Consider the following 17,403-nt stretch of genomic DNA (forward strand, 5'->3'; position numbering starts at 1 on the left):
AGGCTTAAGTACGCTCAGTTAACCAAGCTGTAACGCTATCTAGTGCAGCAGCAAGGTTTTGTGGTTCACTACCACCGGCTTGTGCCATATCTGGACGACCGCCACCTTTACCACCTACTTGACCTGCCATATGGTTAACTAACTCACCGGCTTTTACTTTGCCTGTTAAGTCTTTAGTTACACCGGCAATTAGGCTTACTTTGTCGCCACTGGCAACACCCAGTGCAATAACACCTGAGCCAATCTTGTTTTTAAGGTCATCAACCATACCGCGAAGCGCTTTAGATTCAGTACCTTCAACGTTTGCTACAAGTAGCTTAACGCCATTAATTTCAACAATCGAATCAAGTAAAGACGCGCCCGCTGCACTTGCGAGCTTATCGCTAAGTTGTGCAATTTGCTTTTCAAGACCTTTAGATTTTTCAAGCAACGCAGTTACTTTTTCAAGTACCGATGCGCTATCGCCTTTAACTAAAGCTGCAACATCGCTAAGTTGTTGCTCTTGCTCGCTAACGTACGCTACAGCATCTGCACCGGTTACGGCTTCAATACGGCGAACACCTGCGGCAATACCACTTTCAGATACAATTTTGAATAAACCAATATCGCCAGCGCGCTCAACGTGAGTACCACCACAAAGCTCAATAGAGTAGTCGCCAATAGTAACTACACGTACTTCGTCGTCGTACTTTTCGCCAAACAATGCCATAGCACCTTTCGCTTTAGCATCATCAATAGCCATAAGCTCAGTATTAAGTGCAAAGTTACGACGAATTTCGTCATTAACTACACGCTCAATTTCACGTAGCTCATCTTTAGTAACCGCTTCAAAGTGCGAAAAGTCAAAACGCAAACGATCAGGCTGAACAAGTGAGCCTTTTTGGCCTACATGGTCACCTAATAGTTGGCGTAGTGCTTCGTGTAAAATATGCGTAGCTGTGTGGTTTTTCTTAATGCAATCGCGGCGCGTATCATCAATAGTGGCGTCAACTTTATCGTTTACACCAATACGGCCTTGTACAGTACCGTGGTGAGCAAAAGCATTACCAAGCTTAGTGGTATTAGTAACATTAAATTCGCCACCAGCAACTGTAATAGTACCCGTGTCACCCGTTTGACCGCCTGATTCAGCGTAAAACGGTGTGCGGTCTAGTACTACAATACCTTGTTGACCATCTTCTAATAACTGAACAGCTTCGCCACCGGCAAAAATTTCAATAACGGTCGCGCTGTAATGTGTGCTGTCGTAACCTTTAAAGTCAGTGTGTTTATCTGATTTTAATTGGTCATTGTAATCTGCACCAAATTTACCTGCTTGCTGCGCTGTTTTACGTTGTACAGCCATACACTCTTCAAAGCCTTGATGATCAATTGTCATCTGGCGCTCACGCGCAACATCGGCCGTTAAATCAGCTGGGAAACCATACGTATCATAAAGTTTAAATACTAAGTCGCCCGGTATAATATCGCCTTTAAGGTCGCTTAAGCTTTCTTCTAAAATAGCTAAGCCACGCTCAAGTGTTTTACCAAACTGTTCTTCTTCAATGCGTAATACTTTTTCAATAATTTCTTGTTGCTTAGCAAGCTCAGGGTACGCTTGACCCATTTGCTCAATTAGCGCAGCAACTAATTTATAGAAAAACGAACCTTGTGCACCTAACTTGTTACCGTGGCGCACAGCACGACGAATAATACGGCGCAGTACATAACCACGACCTTCGTTAGATGGCATAACACCGTCTGAGATTAAAAACGCACACGAACGAATGTGATCGGCCACTACGCGTAGTGACTTATCGTCCATGTCTTGTGCATTAGTAACACTTGCAGCAGCAGCAATTAAGCCTTGGAATAAATCGATTTCGTAGTTTGAATGCACGCCCTGCAAAATAGCAGAAATACGCTCAAGGCCCATTCCCGTATCAACAGATTGCTTAGGTAGAGGCAACATTGTACCGTCGCTTTGACGGTTGTATTGCATAAATACAAGGTTCCAAATTTCGATGAAACGGTCGCCGTCTTCCTCAGGAGAGCCCGGAGGACCGCCCCAAATATGCTCGCCGTGATCATAAAATATTTCAGAACACGGACCACACGGGCCAGTATCGCCCATAGACCAAAAGTTGTCTGAGGTCGCAATACGAATAATACGATCCTCTGGTAAGCCAATTTCGTTAGCCCAGTAACCAAACGCTTCTTCATCATCGTGATAAATAGTTACTAAAAGTTTTTCTTTAGGTAGGCTTACTACCTCAGTTAAAAACTCCCATGCAAACTTAATCGCGTCTTGCTTAAAGTAATCACCAAAGCTGAAGTTACCTAACATTTCAAAAAATGTATGGTGGCGAGCAGTGTAGCCTACGTTTTCTAAATCGTTATGCTTACCGCCAGCACGTACACAGCGCTGCGAGCTTGTCGCACGTGTATAAGGGCGGCTTTCTGCGCCTAAAAATACATCTTTAAATTGCACCATGCCGGCATTGTTAAATAACAACGTGGCATCGTTACCCGGTATAAGCGAGCTAGAAGGTACTATTTGATGTTGCTTGCTGGCAAAAAAGTCTAAAAACTGTTGCCTAATTTGTGCGGTAGTCATGTGCTGCATTTGAAAGTCTCACCTGTATTTACTGTGCTTGCATTGCAAAATTAATTTCATCGTAGCTAAAACCCCGATACATTAAGTAGCGCACGCGCTTAGCTTTATCTTTGTAATCGAGGTTTGGCGGTGTATTTGAATATTTTTTATTATACGCATCCTGCGCAAGCTCAAACCAATCTACTTCAAGCTCTTCAACTACCAATTCAAGTAGCGAACGATCAATCCCTTTGCCCATAGCTTCGCTTTGTATTCGCTTAAGCCCGTGGCATTTAAATATGTGTTTTCTTACAAAGCCTTCACAGTATCGCTGCTCGTTAATAAAATTATGCTTTTCGCACCAATCAAGCAGCGTTTCAATAAACTCTTCTGTAGCTTCTTTTTGCTGTAATTTTAACGTTAACTCACGACGCGAATATTCTTGGCGCCCTAGTAACCAAAGTACATAGTTTTTTAGTTTTTGCTTTAATTTATCATCCATTAAGCGTCAAAACGCCCGCTTGTTTCACTGCTAAGTGGCTTAACATTAATGTCGTCACTTGGTGGTACAACAGGCATAAAAATGGCTTGATAAGATACAAAAAAGCTAATGTAGCAAATCGGCATTAAAATCAACAGTGGTAAGAACGATAAGAACATCGAAAGCGCCATAAATAATGCGCAAATAAGGCCAAAAACGCCAAGTGGCAAAATGTTATGATAAAACACCATTAACGATTTTTTAAGCGCCGTTAAAATACGTGTTTCTTTACTAAAATAAACAAGCGGTACAGCGTAAGCAAACGCCGTTAAATAAATTAGCATTGCCATAAAAAACAAAATGACATTCGCGCCCGAAATACTCTCAAGCATTTGTTCAAGTGCTACATTTGGATCAAGTCCTGGTTGGCTCATAACAGCTACTGCATCGGCAAATAAGCCATTAGCAAGTAACGCCATTAAAATGCCCGCACCCATCTGATAAAGTGCTAAACGCAATAACCCTAAACGATTTCCCTTAGCCGTAAATGGCTTGAGAATATCGGCTAGCATAATTTTTCCGCCCTGCTGCTTACTAAGCACCGCTTGGTAAAACCCTGCGGTTAAAAATGGCGTAGCTAGTGCTGCTACTACTTGCAGCAGCGGTAAAAATAAAGACAGCAGCCCTACAATACCAATAAATAAATGCATAAAAATAAAGGTTGCTGGCTGGGTTTTAAAAATAAGCCATCCGGCTTTTAACCACTTTAGCCCTGCATCGGCTTTAAAAATTCGTAATTGTGTAGACATACTTGCTCTTAATTTAAAACGAAACACGCCAAGTATAACTTGGCGTGAGGGGGTATTAATAGACGAAACGTAATTAAATGATTAAGGTTTTTTAATTTTCTTAATATCTAACATATGCGCGCCATGTTTAATTTTTGTTTCTAGGTACGATTTATTACCCGCAACACCCGCTTTAATGTGCGCATGCGTGCCCACAACCGAGTCAACATTAATACCGGCATCTTTTAATGCGTTAAGCTTTTTAGGATTATTGGTCATTAATTTAACGTGGCTTAAATTAAGCGCATTAAGCATTAACACAGCATCCGAAAAATCACGTAAATCATCAGCAAAGCCTAAATGATTATTAGCTTCGTAGGTGTTCATACCTTGCGATTGCAGTACGTAAGCATCAATTTTGTTGTATAAACCAATGCCACGACCTTCTTGGCGTAAATACAATAAAATACCGCCTTGCTCGTGCATCATTTCAATACATTCATTTAGCTGCTCGCCGCAATCACAACGCGATGAGTAAAATACATCACCTGTTAAACACTCAGAATGCATTCGAATAAGCGGTACATCTTGCTCTGTATCAGCGTTGTTAAACACCATAGCAATATGTTCTTTACCATCTTTTAAATCAGTAAATGAGATTATTTCTGCAGGGATATCACTATTTCTGCCAACATTAAGCTGGACTCTTGCTCTTACTTGCGCCACGACAAATCCAAATATTTAAATAACTACGACACGACAATAAAGTGATAATATCACAAAATAGGATAAATACACCGTAGTACAAGACTGTTTATGGCAATTATATGGCGACGACAGGCGTTATTTTCAAGAGAAGTGAAAGAATTGTTGTAGCCTCTAACGTCTAATGCAGGCGGGAGTTTACCTCGCGCAAATAAAACATAAGCTCAAACTCAAAAGCGCGGCATAAAGCCCCGCCTACAAATATAACACCGTCTTGTAGGCGGGAGTTTACCTTGCGCAAATAAAACGTAAACTCAAACATAAAAGCGCGGCATAAAGCCCCGTCTACAAATATAACACCGCCTTGTAGGCGAGAGTTTACCTCGCGCAAATAAAACATAAAAGCACGGCATAAAGCCCCGCCTACAAATATAACACCGCCTTGTAGGCGGGAGTTTATCTCGCGAAAATAAAACGTAAACTCAAACATAAAAGCGCGGCATAAAGCCCCGTCTACAAATATAACACCGCCTTGTAGGCGAGAGTTTACCTCGCGCAAATAAAACATAAAAGCGCGGCATAAAGCCCCGCCTACAAATATAACACCGCCTTGTAGGCGGGAGTTTATCTCGCGCAAATAAAACATAGACTCAAACATAAAAGCGCGGCATAAAGCCCCGCCTATAAATATAACACCGTCTTGTAGGCGGGAGTTTATCTCGCGCAGGTTTTATAGTGGAGTTTACCTCGCGCTTTATAACGTTAATTTAAGCTACCAACTCAACGCCATCGAGCGAAGCGACACCCGTCAAAATGGTTATAACTCAAGTGCAGCTCTACTTTAAAATTAACCGCCACCATAAGCTTGTCAAAGCCTATGCATTAAATTTTAGCGAGTATTTTATCGCTAGCCGCTTCTATTAAATCGAGCACATTTTCAAAGCCATCATCGCCGCCGTAATAAGGATCGGGAATAGCGCTTTGGGCTTGCTCGCCATATTCTAAAAATAGCGCCAGCTTATAGCGTAAATGCTCAGGGCATTGCGCTGTTAAATCAGCTAAATTTTGCGTATCGGCCGCTAAAATTAAATCAAATTCAGTAAAGTCGATTGTGCGTACTTTACGTGAATAAATACCTTTAAAACTATAACCGCGTTTTTCGCCTGCAGCCATTGAGCGACTATCAGGCGTTTTACCTTCGTGGTAACCAATAGTCCCTGCCGAATCGACTTTAACGTTAACACCTAGCTTTTTAGCACGGGCTTTTAATACCGCCTCTGCGGTTGGCGAGCGGCAAATATTACCTAAACACACTATGAGTACTTTTTTCATTAAGGCTCCTCTAACTAATTTAAAAACCTAAGCTTTAAAACTGTTTTAAAATACTTGCGTCGTAATCTTCAACGTTAAGCGTTACGTTATGTTGCGCTGCAACAGATTCAAGCTCAGCTTGTTTAATGGCTAAATCGTCCATAGTGATTAGGTTATCGTCTAGCTGCCACAATAACCGAGAGCCCGCATAACTATAATGGATCGCTAATAACGCATCGGCATTCCCTTCACGGCCAGCAGCTTTTAACTTAGCCATTTTACGGGTTATTTTATTAAGTGCTTTTTTAAGTTCCCACACATAAACAACTTCTGTCATAAACGTATGAGTACGGTATTTATTAAGTAACCACGCAAGCCCAACGCTTGTAATAGCAACACCTATTAAGTTCCAGTGAAAATGGCTACCACTTTCATCAGGAAATAAAGCAATCAGCGTTTGCGATATAGCCAAGCTGCCTACAGCCAAACCAATACCACACCCTGCAATAACACGGTTTAAATGTTTACGATAACGCGCTTTATTTATTTCAATGAGTTGCATAACAGCCTAAAAAGTTAAGTTTTAATATTTGCGAATGGCTATTGTAACTAAACCCCACATTTTTTATAAAATTATTTCACCCCTTTTTGATTTGCCACCCGTTATAGCTTTGAAAACACCTTAATTGTAGTGATCTATAAAATTTGGAGCTGGTTATGCACACACTTGAAGTACCTAACAACCCAGTATTTATTAAAACATCAACTGCGCAACTGCTGGCTGTAATCTTGAGGTGCTAGTGCAAATTAAGCAGTCATTCTTGAGTGATTTAAAGGGTAAACACGCGGTTGAAAGCGATATAAATACGGGTGATATGTTGGCCATGGCGCATAACGGTAAGGGCAGATTATTGCGCTTAAACATGCGGGAAATGGGGTTAAGATGTGTGGGCTTAGGTAATTGGTCCAGTTGAGGTTGGTGGTAATTTAAATAGAGAATTACCACCGACAACACAGAGGCGCTTAGCGCCGCACAGAGATAGTTAAATGTTACTGCAGGATACTTTAGCTATCGCCCATGTAATCTAATGGTGATGAAAGCTCTATAAATTCACGATAGTGCTCTTTAGTTATTCTGCTATATCCATCGTGAATATAAATATAGTTTATCCAAAGGATTGTTTTTTCATCAGAAATTCCACGTGGCTGTTCGGCTAATTCACTCTCAGCTTTTTGTAATTCAGAAGTATCATCTTCATGATTAAGATCTAAAAATCCGACAAAATAACTTTCTAAGCTATTAAATATCTTACAAAAAACTTTTTCTATAAATTCAGATAATGAAATTCGGTAGTTTCCTTTAGAATAACTATTTGGTTTATTAGTCAATTTATCTGTGTAAAATTGGGGGGCAATTTCATACATTAGTTCAGCTGAAATATTAACGTCTGGGATTTTTTCTTCTAGAAATTCACTTAGACTGATGTTTCTAAACTTATCTGTAGTATCTTTCCCCTCACGTTTAAAACGGCCACTTATGATCTCTTCATAAAGAGAATGATCTTTTTCATAGATACAAAATAAAACAGCTAGCACAAGTACGTCTACTTTTTTACCACTTTGTAAATGAACAATAATGGCGGTTATACGCTCAGTAATTTGAATTGCTGCTCTTGCTGATACCTGAAACGCATCTAAAACAACTGAAATATTAGTTACAGCGATCTCAGGTGTTTCTGTTCGAGGGAGAAGCTCAATATTTTTACTTTCTAAGTACGTAGATTCAAATTTAGTCGTATCGCTATGTACTAATAAAAAATCCTTCAAAGCAGGACGCTTTAAACTATAGCGACTATTAAAAAAGCGGCCTAAATAAACCTTTGCATCAAATCCTTCACCATAAATTGATTTAATTGTATGTTGGAGCTGTTCGGTATCCGTAGCCACAACAAACACGATCCCCTTTACATCAAAAATATGTTTAATCGTCTCTAACATTTCTACTGCATAACTTGGGCGACAACGATCTAATTCATCAATAAAAATAAATATGGGTAACGACTTATCTTTTTGCTCTTCAAACTTACTGACCCAATCAGCTAACTTAGACTTTATAACTTCAACGCTTTTGTTTTTAGCCTCGTGATCTTTAATCAAGTTTTGTGCAAGCGCCTTCACTGCCGGTGAAAAGTCGCTACCAGTCGATTTATTGGAGCTTTGCTTTTGCTCGTTATCAATTTCATCATCAGAAAATAGTAATGTGTGTAGCTCATCTAAATCTATACCAGATACTTTTTTAGCTAAACCTTGTGCAATAGCAGGCGCAACAGCCTTAAACATCGAAACTGCGCTTTTAGGTATTGTTATATTAAACTTCGCCTGAAGTTGAAGCTGCTTGATGATACCCGCAATTACAGTTAAAAATGGGTCGTCTGAATAATCTTGCTGCCATGCATCAATATAAACTACAGGGTAATCTACTATTAATTCTTGCGACCAACGTTTAAGAAAGTAGGTTTTACCTGCCCCCCATTCTGCATTTAAGTTTAATACATAGTTTTTCTTTTGGTCTTCATCAGGTCTGGTTTCGTCAAACCCTTCTTGAGCCAATAGTCTTGATAAGAAAGTTGCGTAGCGAGCACGATCTAATTTATCTGCAGGAAAATACTCTTCTAATGGAGGCTTAGTTGCTTTACTCCAATTGAATTCTTTAATCTCTTTCATTTAATTCCCTTTAAATAGTCCTTTTTACATAGTCCAATATCGAATTATCAACAGTTGCATTTATTTCGGGCTAACGCCCGACGCGCCAGCAAGCTATGCGCCTACAAAAATATACATATACTTGGCTTTATAGGTGCAAACTACATTGGAGATTCGTTGGGTTTCGTGCCACTCAACCCAACCTACGTCCGTTAAAAATGTGAGCCTAGCGCTAAATAAATCATTGTTAATGATTACTGCTTTAAAAGTCGCTTTTCTGGATTGTTTAAATACTTTAAGCCAATGGTCACTATGCGTGTATGTACCATGGTTATAACGCGTATTTGCACATTACCAATAACAACAATATCGCCTTTACTGACTTCTCCTGAAAGCTTTTGGTTAATCACTTCTTCCAAGCTTATGCCCTCAGGGGCGTCTATGTGCATGTGATAAGAGTAAAATATATCGCCTACCAACGTTACTCCTTTCACTTTAAGTTCGTTGTGCGCTAAGTGGCTATCATGATGATTTGTTTTATCGGTTGCTGTAAAAACTAAATCAACAAAAGGTCGGTTATCTGGTTTTAAAACAACAAATAAATGATCGTTTGGTTTTAACTTAGTTGAACCCCGTGGCGGTATGATTGACGGACCCCGTGTGATCATAGCAACAACCACACTCTCAGGAAGTGCAGCATGTGACAAGCTACGCCCAGAAACCCGAGAAACATCACTTAAAGTGTATTCTACAATTTCTATATCAATATCGTTTAGTGCTGTGATTTCGAGCGTTGCAGCAGCCAAATCAGGCGGCGGCTCTACTAAATTTAGTTTTTTAGCCATCCAAGGCATTGTTGAACCCTGTAACGTGGCTGAAATTAACACCACGAAAAAAACCACATTAAAAATAAGCTCTGCCCCTGAAAGGCCAAATAGTAATGGGAATATAGCTAAAATAATGGGTACTGAGCCTCTAAGACCAACCCAAGATACAAACAAAGTTTCGCGATTATTAAAGCCAAACAGTTTTAAAATAGGCGCTACCGCTAATGGACGAGCAACAAAAATAAGTGCCAGTGCAATAAGTAATCCTTCTAACCATACGTCAACCAACGACGACGGATTAATAAGGAGCCCTAATACAACAAACATGGTTATTTGCCCAAGCCATGCTAAGCCGTCATGAAACAGAAAAATACCGCGTTTATATACAAATTTGCTGTTACCTAAAATAACACCCGTTATAAATACAGCTAAAAATCCACTGCCGCCGAGCGTTGCAGAAAGGCCAAATGAAAGCAGTCCAAAGGCTGTTACCATCACTAAATACAAACCCGATGCATTTAGTTTAATTCGATTAATAAACCAAACCGATACCTTGCCAATTAAAAGTCCACAAATAGCGCCAACACCCATTTGTTGAGCAAATAACTGCAGTAACTCCATCCCTATTGGCATGTCATTAACGAGCATTTCTAACAAACCAACCGTTAGAAAAATAGCCATTGGATCGTTCGAGGCACTTTCTATTTCAAGGGTAGATTTAAGCTTTTTATTTAAGTGAATACCCGCACTTCGTAAAAGCGCAAACACTGCTGCGGCATCTGTAGAGCCAACAATAGCACCCAGTAATACACCTTGTAATATGGGCAGATCTAAAATATAAGTGGCCACAAGGCCTGTAATTACAGCGGTAAATAACACCCCGACGGTTGCTAAAGCAGACGCGGGTTTCCACACTTGTTTAATTGAACTGGTAGGCGTTTGTAAGCCGCCATCAAATAGAATAATGGCAAGCGCGAGAGTACCCAGAGCATGTGCGGCCTCTGCGTTATCAAATGAAATACCTGCAATACCGTCTTCACCTGCGAGCATGCCTACGAGTAGAAATAGCACAAGCACAGGCAAGCCAACACGTGCAGATAACTTGCTCGAGATCACTCCAAGTAAAATTAAAATGGCACTAACGAGAATGATATTGTCAATTACAAACATAGTGTGGATTTACAGCCTTATATGAGTTATACCAATCCGCAATAATACTTAGTCATTTTGCGGGGCTAAACGTGTCGCTACCTGCGTTAAAAAATTCTCATTTAGAACAACTAAATAGCAAATTTTTTGCCTAGCTATCAACACGTTTTTCCAGCCTCAAAATAGCTCACTTAATTAAGCGAATTGGTATTAAAAAGTAAGAATTTATAGCTATCAAAAAGCTTAAAGCTCATGCTATACAATAACCTAAAAAATATAAATACGGGTACTTAAGTCTATATTTAAATAGTTTATTTAATAGCTAGTGCGTCGTTAAGCTTGGTATTACTGGGCTCGGTCTTAATTTAAAAACAAAAAAGCCTGCAATAAACAGGCTTTTGACTATTTAAACTATCGTATTTTATAAAACAATAATGCTTGTTACTAAGTACGCTAAAAACGTAAGGCCACCACCAAATAAGGCATACGGTAGCTGCGTTTTAACATGGGTGAGTAAGTCACACCCCGATGCAATAGCAGATACAGCGCTGGTGTCGGATATAGGCGAGCAATGATCGCCAAATATACCACCACCCAAAATAGCACCAACAACAAGCGATGGCGGTAAACCTAGCGCTTGAATAAGTGGCACACCAATTGGGATTAATATAGCAAACGTGCCCCAAGATGTACCCGTAGTAAACGACATAACCGCACCAGTTAAAAACAGCACAGGTACTATTAGGTAAATAGGCAAGTAGTCGCCAACAAGTGACGCTACAAATACGCCAGTACCTAGCTCTTTAAGGCTTGCGCCAAGTGTAAGCGAAAGCAGTACAATGGCGACCAATGGCATTAATTCGCCCATGCCTTTAAAACCGGTATCAACTAATTGATGGTGCGTAAATTTACGTGAGCCAATCATTAAAAAGTAAGCAACAACAATGGCTAAAACCGTTGCGTATAATACTGATTTAGAACCGCTGCCCTCTGCTAACACACCATTACCGGTGTAATACATAAAGCCAACCATGCTGGTAATTAGCGTAATAAGCGGGATTAACATGTAACGCGCTTTAGAGGCTTTTATTTCATCTTTTAAGTCGGTTGTTTGAAGCTCTAGTTTTTCTTCGGCTTCTTTCATTGGGCCGTGCACTTTATCAAACGCGATAGTGTAAAAAACAATAACAAGGGTAATTATGGCGTAAAAGTTATACCCAACGCTGCCCCATAATACCGATACAGCCGACTCACCTAGCTCGTAGTTACCCAACAAACCAAGTACAAACGCACCCCAGCCGTTAAGCAGTATTAAAATACACACTGGCGCACTGGTGCTGTCAATAATGTACGCTAGTCGCGCTCGGCTCATTTTAAATTTGTCGAATAAGCCACGCGATAAAATACCCGAGGTAAGTACGCTCAGGTTAGATTCTATAAATACCGCTATGCCAGTAAACATGGTTAAAAAGCCCACTTGGCGCTTACTTTTTGCAATACCTTTGTTCATTAGCATATTAACCGTTGCTGCCACACCGCCAGATTCACGAATGTAGGCAAGCAGTGCACCAATTAAAATACTAAATATTAATATGCGTGTATTACCTGGCGAACTAGCAACCGAAATAATACGTTCAATGGTATTTAAAAAAGTATCAAACAAGCTATTACCTTCGCCCTGCAAGGCGAGTAAAAACTCAGAAGAAGCAACGGCAACAAGTAGCGCCATAATCACTTCTTTTCGCCAAAACACGATAGCAATCGCAATTAGCGGCGGTAAAATAGAATACCAATGCATAAAAAGTTAACCTTAATTATTAGCGAGTAGCCTCGCTTTGTACGCGTTTTAACGCTTATTTGTTAAGCCTAACAACATAAACCGGCTTAGTTTTATAGACCGCTTAGCTTAATGGATTGGCTTACTCAAGTCACCTGTAAATAAATCACTTAAGGTGGCACAGTTAGTACGTTTTAACCTATACGATAGCTTATTGATTTAGTAGTGCTTCATAAATAAGCGACACTACCGATCCGTACTGTGCGGTTTCAAATTGTTTGCCTGTAAATTCGTAACGCTTTAGCGAGCCTTTAATTGCACTATGGCGAGCATTGGTAAGTAAAACAATAGCTAAGTCGTAAGCGGGGTCAATTACGGTCACTGTCCCCGTCCAACCTGTGTGTCCATAAGCCTGCGCGCTTGCATAAGGGCCAAAATGCCAGCGCCTTGCTTGGTTGTTACCAGCAAGCCTAAAGCCAAGCCCGTAGGTTTCGTCGCTTGATTGCGGCGTTAAAAATTGCGCTAAGGCGCTTGCACTAAATAATTGTTGGTCGCCGTAGCCACCATTATTTAATAATAGCTGGCAAAGCACGGCTAAGTCATGAGCGTTACTAAATAGCCCCGCATGCCCTGCTACGCCATCAAGCGAGTAGTAAGCGCGCTCGTCATGCACTTGGCCTTGTAAAACAGTGGTGCGAATATTATCAAACTTAATACGCCCGTCTCGTGTGTTGCCGCTAAGCTCGGTGGCTGCAAATTGCTGCGGCTTAAAGCCTTTTTTAAGTGGATTAAATAACGTGTTAGTTAATTTTAGTGGCGCATACACGTGCTGCTCTAGGTATTGGTCAAGGGGCTGCCCAGTGATACGCTCAATTAGTACGCCTAAAATCATGTAATCAATATCTGAATAAATAGGCTGCCCAGATGATTCACTGCTAAAAGGCACGCTGGTAAGTAATAGCTGTTTGGTGGTTTTACTATTTAGCGAATAAAACGCGTCGCCATTGCTGCCATCTTTACGGTGAAAGTCAAATACTGGCGGATATCCGGCGCTGTGTGTAAGTAAATCTTTTACTGTGCGTTGTGAGCGCCCTTCGCCTTTATATTCGCTTAGGTAGCTTTGTACGGGTTTATTAATATTTAATAACCCTTCGCTTACTAATTTCATAAGTGCAAAGTTGGTGGCAAATATTTTGGTGTTTGAGGCTAAATCAAACAAGGTATTAGTTTGCATTGGCTCCGGGCGTAACAGCATTAAATCACTTTGCTGATATTGCTTTGCATCGCCATAAGCAGTTAACTTTATTAGCTCGCCATTTTTAACAACAGCCAACACAGCCCCAGGAAAACCCGCTTTTACATCGCGATTTATTAATGCGTCCACTTCGCTAAAATCTATGCTTTTTATTGGATCGTCGCTTAAAGTAGGAAATGCAAAACGCAGCGTTAAACTTGCGCCAATAGGGAGAATATTTTCAACTTTAAAAGTATTAACGCCGTTGTGAGTGTTTTTTGCCAAGCTGTAATTGTATAAGGTGTTGGCGCTTAGTTGTTTAACGTCGAGCTTTTGATTATTAATGTAAATATCGGCGCTTTGTGCGTTATGGTTTTGTATCAATAATTGCCCGCGCCCTTTGTAAGCTTTAAACGTTCCTCGGTTATTTACATAAAACCGACTGCTTGGGTTTACCTCAGGAAACGTTACAACCACTTGTGCGTTAGGCAGCTCTAAAAGTTGGCTTTTTGTAAGTGGTAGCGAGCTAATAGGCTCCGGTGGTGTACTACAGCCTACAATAATAAAACTCAAAGCCGCTATAAATGCTTTTTTTATATAACCAATACTTTGTGGTTTTAAAGCAATAAACATGGGCAGCCCTTATTGATATAGCAAGTAAGGCGCTCTTTGCGCTTTAAATTGCGAAAGCCCCGCCTGCCAACTTTGTTTTATTTGCGCTTCTGATTGCCCTGCTTCAATAGCTAAGCGTAGTTTATTAGTACCCGCTAGTTTATCCATAAAGTCAGCACGCTCAAAAAATGAGATGTTATTTTTACTAAGCTCCATGTACGCATTTATTAAGTAAGTTAAATTTAAACCTGTAATATTTGCTTGTCTTAAATCGAGCCCTTGCACGGTTTGGTTTTTAAATTTAGGGTTTAAAGCAGCGCCTTTAATTGCGCGCGGTGTAAAATTAAAATCACCCAGTGCAATTGGCGAGTAACCAATTACTTGAAATGCAAAGTCGGTGCCTCTACCAATGCTAATAGGCGTTGCTTCAAAAAAGCAAAGTGATGGGTAAAGCGCAATGGCCTGATCGTTAGATAAATTAGGGCTGGGTTTTACAGGCAAACTATAAGCACTTTTGCGAGTGTAATGATCAACTGGGATCACAGTTAATTTTAAATCGACCGCTTTATTGATCCAACCCTCGCCTTTGATCATTTTAGCAAGCTCGCCAACGGTCATACCATGCAATACAGGAATGGGATGCATGCCTACAAACGATTTAAATTCTGGCTCTAATATTGGCCCATCAACGTAGGCAATATTTGGGTTGGGTCTGTCGAGTACTAAAAATTCTATCCCCTGCTCTGCAGCGGCTTCCATCATGTAGTGCATAGAGCTTATGTAGGTATAAAAACGTACGCCTACATCTTGAATGTCAAAAATAATGACATCAACATCGGCTAAAGCTGCTTGGCTAGGTTTTTTATTTTTACCATAAATAGAAATAAGCGGAATACCCGTTTTGCTATCAACGGCATTTTTTACATGCGCGCCCGCATCGTGATCGCCTCGAAAGCCATGCTCAGGCGCAAAAATTTTAGTTATATTAATATTTTTAATCAGCAGAGCATCTACTAAGTGAGTTTGCCCTACCGTTGATGTTTGATTGACCACGAGCCCTATACGTTTATTTTTTAACTGCGGTAAATATTTAGCATATTGCTGCGCACCTACCACAAGTGAGTTATTAGCTTCGTTGGCTTGTGCGCTGGAAATAAAAATAGCGCTAAAAATAAAAAATAACGTAATAAATAGGGTTTTAAACATACTGCAATATCCTTTTAAACAAGGCGTTTAAAATAACATAGGTAATATTAAAGAGCAGCTTTAGAAAGGGGTTAAGTGGGCTTGAGCAGATACAGTGATTAGAAGCTGACGCTTCTCACGCGAGCAAGCTCAGCGTCTACAACGGATAAATAAACTCGGAGTTTAGATTTAAATATTAGAGCTAGTTTTACTTGTAGGCGTACAGCTTGCTGACGCGACGAGCAACGCTCGTAAATAAAGTATCAGTTATATCGGTGGTAAGTGATTAGAAGCTAGCGCTTCTCACGCGAGCAAGCTCTGCGTCTACAACGGATGAATAAGCTCGGAGTTTGGATTTAAAGATTAGAGCTGTTTTTACTTGTAGGCGTGCAGCTTGCTGACGCGACGAGCAACGCTCGTAAATAAAGCATCAGTTGTATCGGTGATAAGTAATTAGAAGCTACCGCTTCTCACGCGAGCAAGCTCAGCGTCTACAACGGATGAATAAACTCAGGGTGTGGATTTAAAGATTAGAGCTGGTTTTACTTGTAGGCGTGCAGCTTGCTGACGCGACGAGCGAAGCTCGTAAATAAAGTATCAGTTATATCGGTGGTAAGTGATTAGAAGCTGTGCTTCTCACGCGAGCAAGCTCAGCGTCTACAACGGATAAATAAACTCAGGGTTTGGATTTAAAGATTAGGGCTGGTTTTACTTGTAGGCGTGCAGCTTGCTAACGCGACGAGCGTAGCTCGTAAATAAAGTATCAGTTATATCGACGGTAACTGATTAGAAGCGGCGCTTCTCACGCGAGCAAGCTCAGCGGCTACAGGTTATCAATCTACACTTCACTTTATTTTAGGCACAAAAAAACCGACTTAATGTCGGCTTGTTTATGAAAGTGGTGGGCGCAGGAGGATTCGAACCTCCGACCGCTCGGTTCGTAGCCGAGTACTCTATCCAGCTGAGCTATGCACCCACTTTCATAGATTGCTTATTTAAACTCTAAGCAGAGCGTATAAATTCAGACATAAAAAAACCGATTTCCATCGGTTTATTTTTCTTACACTTAAAAGTGTATGAAAACATGAAAGTGGTGGGCGCAGGAGGATTCGAACCTCCGACCGCTCGGTTCGTAGCCGAGTACTCTATCCAGCTGAGCTATGCACCCACTTTCATTTTTACTGTTACTTGTTTTTACTCTAAGTGAGAGTCTATAAAGTGGTGGGCGCAGGAGGATTCGAACCTCCGACCGCTCGGTTCGTAGCCGAGTACTCTATCCAGCTGAGCTATGCACCCACTTTCATTTTTACTGTTACTTGTTTTTACTCTAAGTGAGAGTCTATAAAGTGGTGGGCGCAGGACGTATCTTGTAAGAATGAACCTCCGACCGTTTGGCTTTAGCCAACACTTTACTTTTTTATACTCTAAGTATGAGTCTATAAAGTGGTGGGCGCAGGAGGATTCGAACCTCCGACCGCTCGGTTCGTAGCCGAGTACTCTATCCAGCTGAGCTATGCACCCACTTTATAGTTTACTTATTTTAACTCTAAGTAGAGCTTTTGCTTATTTAGACTCTAAGCAGAGTTATTAAAGTATTGTGAGNGCTTATTTAGACTCTAAGCAGAGTTATTAAAGTATTGTGAGCGCAGGACGTATCTTGTAAGAATGAACCTCCGACCGCTTGGTTATAAAGCCAAACACTTTAATTGCTTATTTAGACTCTAAGCAGAGTTATTAAAGTATGGTGGGCGCAGGAGGATTCGAACCTCCGACCGCTCGGTTCGTAGCCGAGTACTCTATCCAGCTGAGCTATGCACCCATACTTTAAAACTTTACAAAACACGCCATTAAAAGAAATGGTGGAGAGGGAGGGATTCGAACCCTCGATAGAGCTACAAACTCTATACTCCCTTAGCAGGGGAGCTCCTTCGGCCACTCGGACACCTCTCCGTCTTGTGGGGCGTATAATAAAGATTTCAGAAAATATGTCAAACACTTTTCTACCAAAAACGACTATATGGTTATAGATTACACATATGCTTGGTTTTAAAGTGTG

12 protein-coding genes, 6 tRNA genes and 1 pseudogene are annotated in these 17,403 nt (G+C 40.7%); 1 reads left to right on the forward strand and 18 read right to left on the reverse strand.

Features of this window, described 5'->3' with window-relative positions:
• Window positions 1–4: 4 nt before the first annotated feature.
• The 7 genes from alaS to I6F40_RS16245 form a co-directional block, all read right to left on the reverse strand.
• Window positions 5–2,605, reverse strand: coding sequence for an alanine--tRNA ligase (gene alaS / locus I6F40_RS16215; RefSeq protein ID WP_197193202.1), 2,601 nt, complete (start codon window positions 2,603–2,605; stop codon window positions 5–7).
• Window positions 2,606–2,624: 19 nt separating this feature from the next.
• On the reverse strand, window positions 2,625–3,077 hold the full coding sequence (locus tag I6F40_RS16220; protein ID WP_024606256.1) for a regulatory protein RecX: 453 nt from the start codon (window positions 3,075–3,077) through the stop codon (window positions 2,625–2,627).
• Window positions 3,077–3,865: a BPSS1780 family membrane protein gene (locus I6F40_RS16225; RefSeq protein ID WP_007378958.1), complete on the reverse strand. Its 789-nt coding sequence runs from the start codon at window positions 3,863–3,865 to the stop codon at window positions 3,077–3,079. Before I6F40_RS16225 ends, I6F40_RS16220 begins: the two co-directional genes overlap by 1 nt.
• Before the next feature lie 81 nt (window positions 3,866–3,946).
• Window positions 3,947–4,570 (reverse strand): GTP cyclohydrolase II, encoded by a 624-nt coding sequence (locus I6F40_RS16230; RefSeq protein ID WP_007583803.1) that lies wholly within the window; start codon window positions 4,568–4,570, stop codon window positions 3,947–3,949.
• Between the two features lie 160 nt (window positions 4,571–4,730).
• Window positions 4,731–5,207: a hypothetical protein gene (locus tag I6F40_RS16235; protein ID WP_197193203.1), complete on the reverse strand. Its 477-nt coding sequence runs from the start codon at window positions 5,205–5,207 to the stop codon at window positions 4,731–4,733.
• 224 nt (window positions 5,208–5,431) lie between these two features.
• Window positions 5,432–5,881 (reverse strand): low molecular weight protein-tyrosine-phosphatase, encoded by a 450-nt coding sequence (locus tag I6F40_RS16240; protein ID WP_169044274.1) that lies wholly within the window; start codon window positions 5,879–5,881, stop codon window positions 5,432–5,434.
• 34 nt (window positions 5,882–5,915) lie between these two features.
• Window positions 5,916–6,422 carry a DUF3087 domain-containing protein gene (locus I6F40_RS16245; RefSeq protein WP_149603194.1) on the reverse strand — a complete coding sequence of 169 codons (507 nt, stop codon included), beginning with the start codon at window positions 6,420–6,422 and terminating at the stop codon, window positions 5,916–5,918.
• A gap of 214 nt (window positions 6,423–6,636) precedes the next feature.
• Here I6F40_RS16245 and I6F40_RS19925 point away from each other — a divergent pair.
• Window positions 6,637–6,821, forward strand: a pseudogene (locus I6F40_RS19925) (hypothetical protein); the annotation flags it as partial.
• A gap of 104 nt (window positions 6,822–6,925) precedes the next feature.
• Here the strand turns inward: I6F40_RS19925 and I6F40_RS16250 are convergent.
• From I6F40_RS16250 to I6F40_RS16300, 11 genes are all read right to left on the reverse strand, one after another.
• Window positions 6,926–8,584 carry a KAP family P-loop NTPase fold protein gene (locus tag I6F40_RS16250; RefSeq protein WP_197193204.1) on the reverse strand — a complete coding sequence of 553 codons (1,659 nt, stop codon included), beginning with the start codon at window positions 8,582–8,584 and terminating at the stop codon, window positions 6,926–6,928.
• Window positions 8,585–8,817: 233 nt separating this feature from the next.
• The gene (locus tag I6F40_RS16255) at window positions 8,818–10,560 is read right to left on the reverse strand and encodes a potassium/proton antiporter (protein WP_197193205.1); all 1,743 of its coding nucleotides are present in this window, start codon (window positions 10,558–10,560) and stop codon (window positions 8,818–8,820) included.
• A 400-nt stretch (window positions 10,561–10,960) separates the two neighbouring features.
• Complete coding sequence (locus I6F40_RS16260; RefSeq protein WP_166376501.1) at window positions 10,961–12,337, reverse strand: Na+/H+ antiporter NhaC family protein; 1,377 nt, start codon at window positions 12,335–12,337, stop codon at window positions 10,961–10,963.
• A 190-nt stretch (window positions 12,338–12,527) separates the two neighbouring features.
• On the reverse strand, window positions 12,528–14,183 hold the full coding sequence (gene pbp4b, locus I6F40_RS16265; RefSeq protein ID WP_197193206.1) for a penicillin binding protein PBP4B: 1,656 nt from the start codon (window positions 14,181–14,183) through the stop codon (window positions 12,528–12,530).
• A 9-nt stretch (window positions 14,184–14,192) separates the two neighbouring features.
• On the reverse strand, window positions 14,193–15,368 hold the full coding sequence (locus tag I6F40_RS16270; RefSeq protein ID WP_197193207.1) for an exo-beta-N-acetylmuramidase NamZ family protein: 1,176 nt from the start codon (window positions 15,366–15,368) through the stop codon (window positions 14,193–14,195).
• A gap of 878 nt (window positions 15,369–16,246) precedes the next feature.
• Window positions 16,247–16,323, reverse strand: a tRNA-Arg gene (locus I6F40_RS16275).
• A gap of 115 nt (window positions 16,324–16,438) precedes the next feature.
• Window positions 16,439–16,515 (reverse strand) — tRNA-Arg (locus I6F40_RS16280).
• A 51-nt stretch (window positions 16,516–16,566) separates the two neighbouring features.
• Window positions 16,567–16,643 (reverse strand) — tRNA-Arg (locus I6F40_RS16285).
• Window positions 16,644–16,791: 148 nt separating this feature from the next.
• Window positions 16,792–16,868, reverse strand: a tRNA-Arg gene (locus tag I6F40_RS16290).
• Window positions 16,869–17,089: 221 nt separating this feature from the next.
• Window positions 17,090–17,166, reverse strand: a tRNA-Arg gene (locus I6F40_RS16295).
• Window positions 17,167–17,204: 38 nt separating this feature from the next.
• Window positions 17,205–17,297, reverse strand: a tRNA-Ser gene (locus I6F40_RS16300).
• Between the last annotated feature and the right edge of the window lie 106 nt (window positions 17,298–17,403).

Source organism: Pseudoalteromonas sp. SWXJ133 (genome assembly GCF_015864365.1).
In the GTDB taxonomy this organism is placed as follows: domain Bacteria; phylum Pseudomonadota; class Gammaproteobacteria; order Enterobacterales; family Alteromonadaceae; genus Pseudoalteromonas; species Pseudoalteromonas arctica.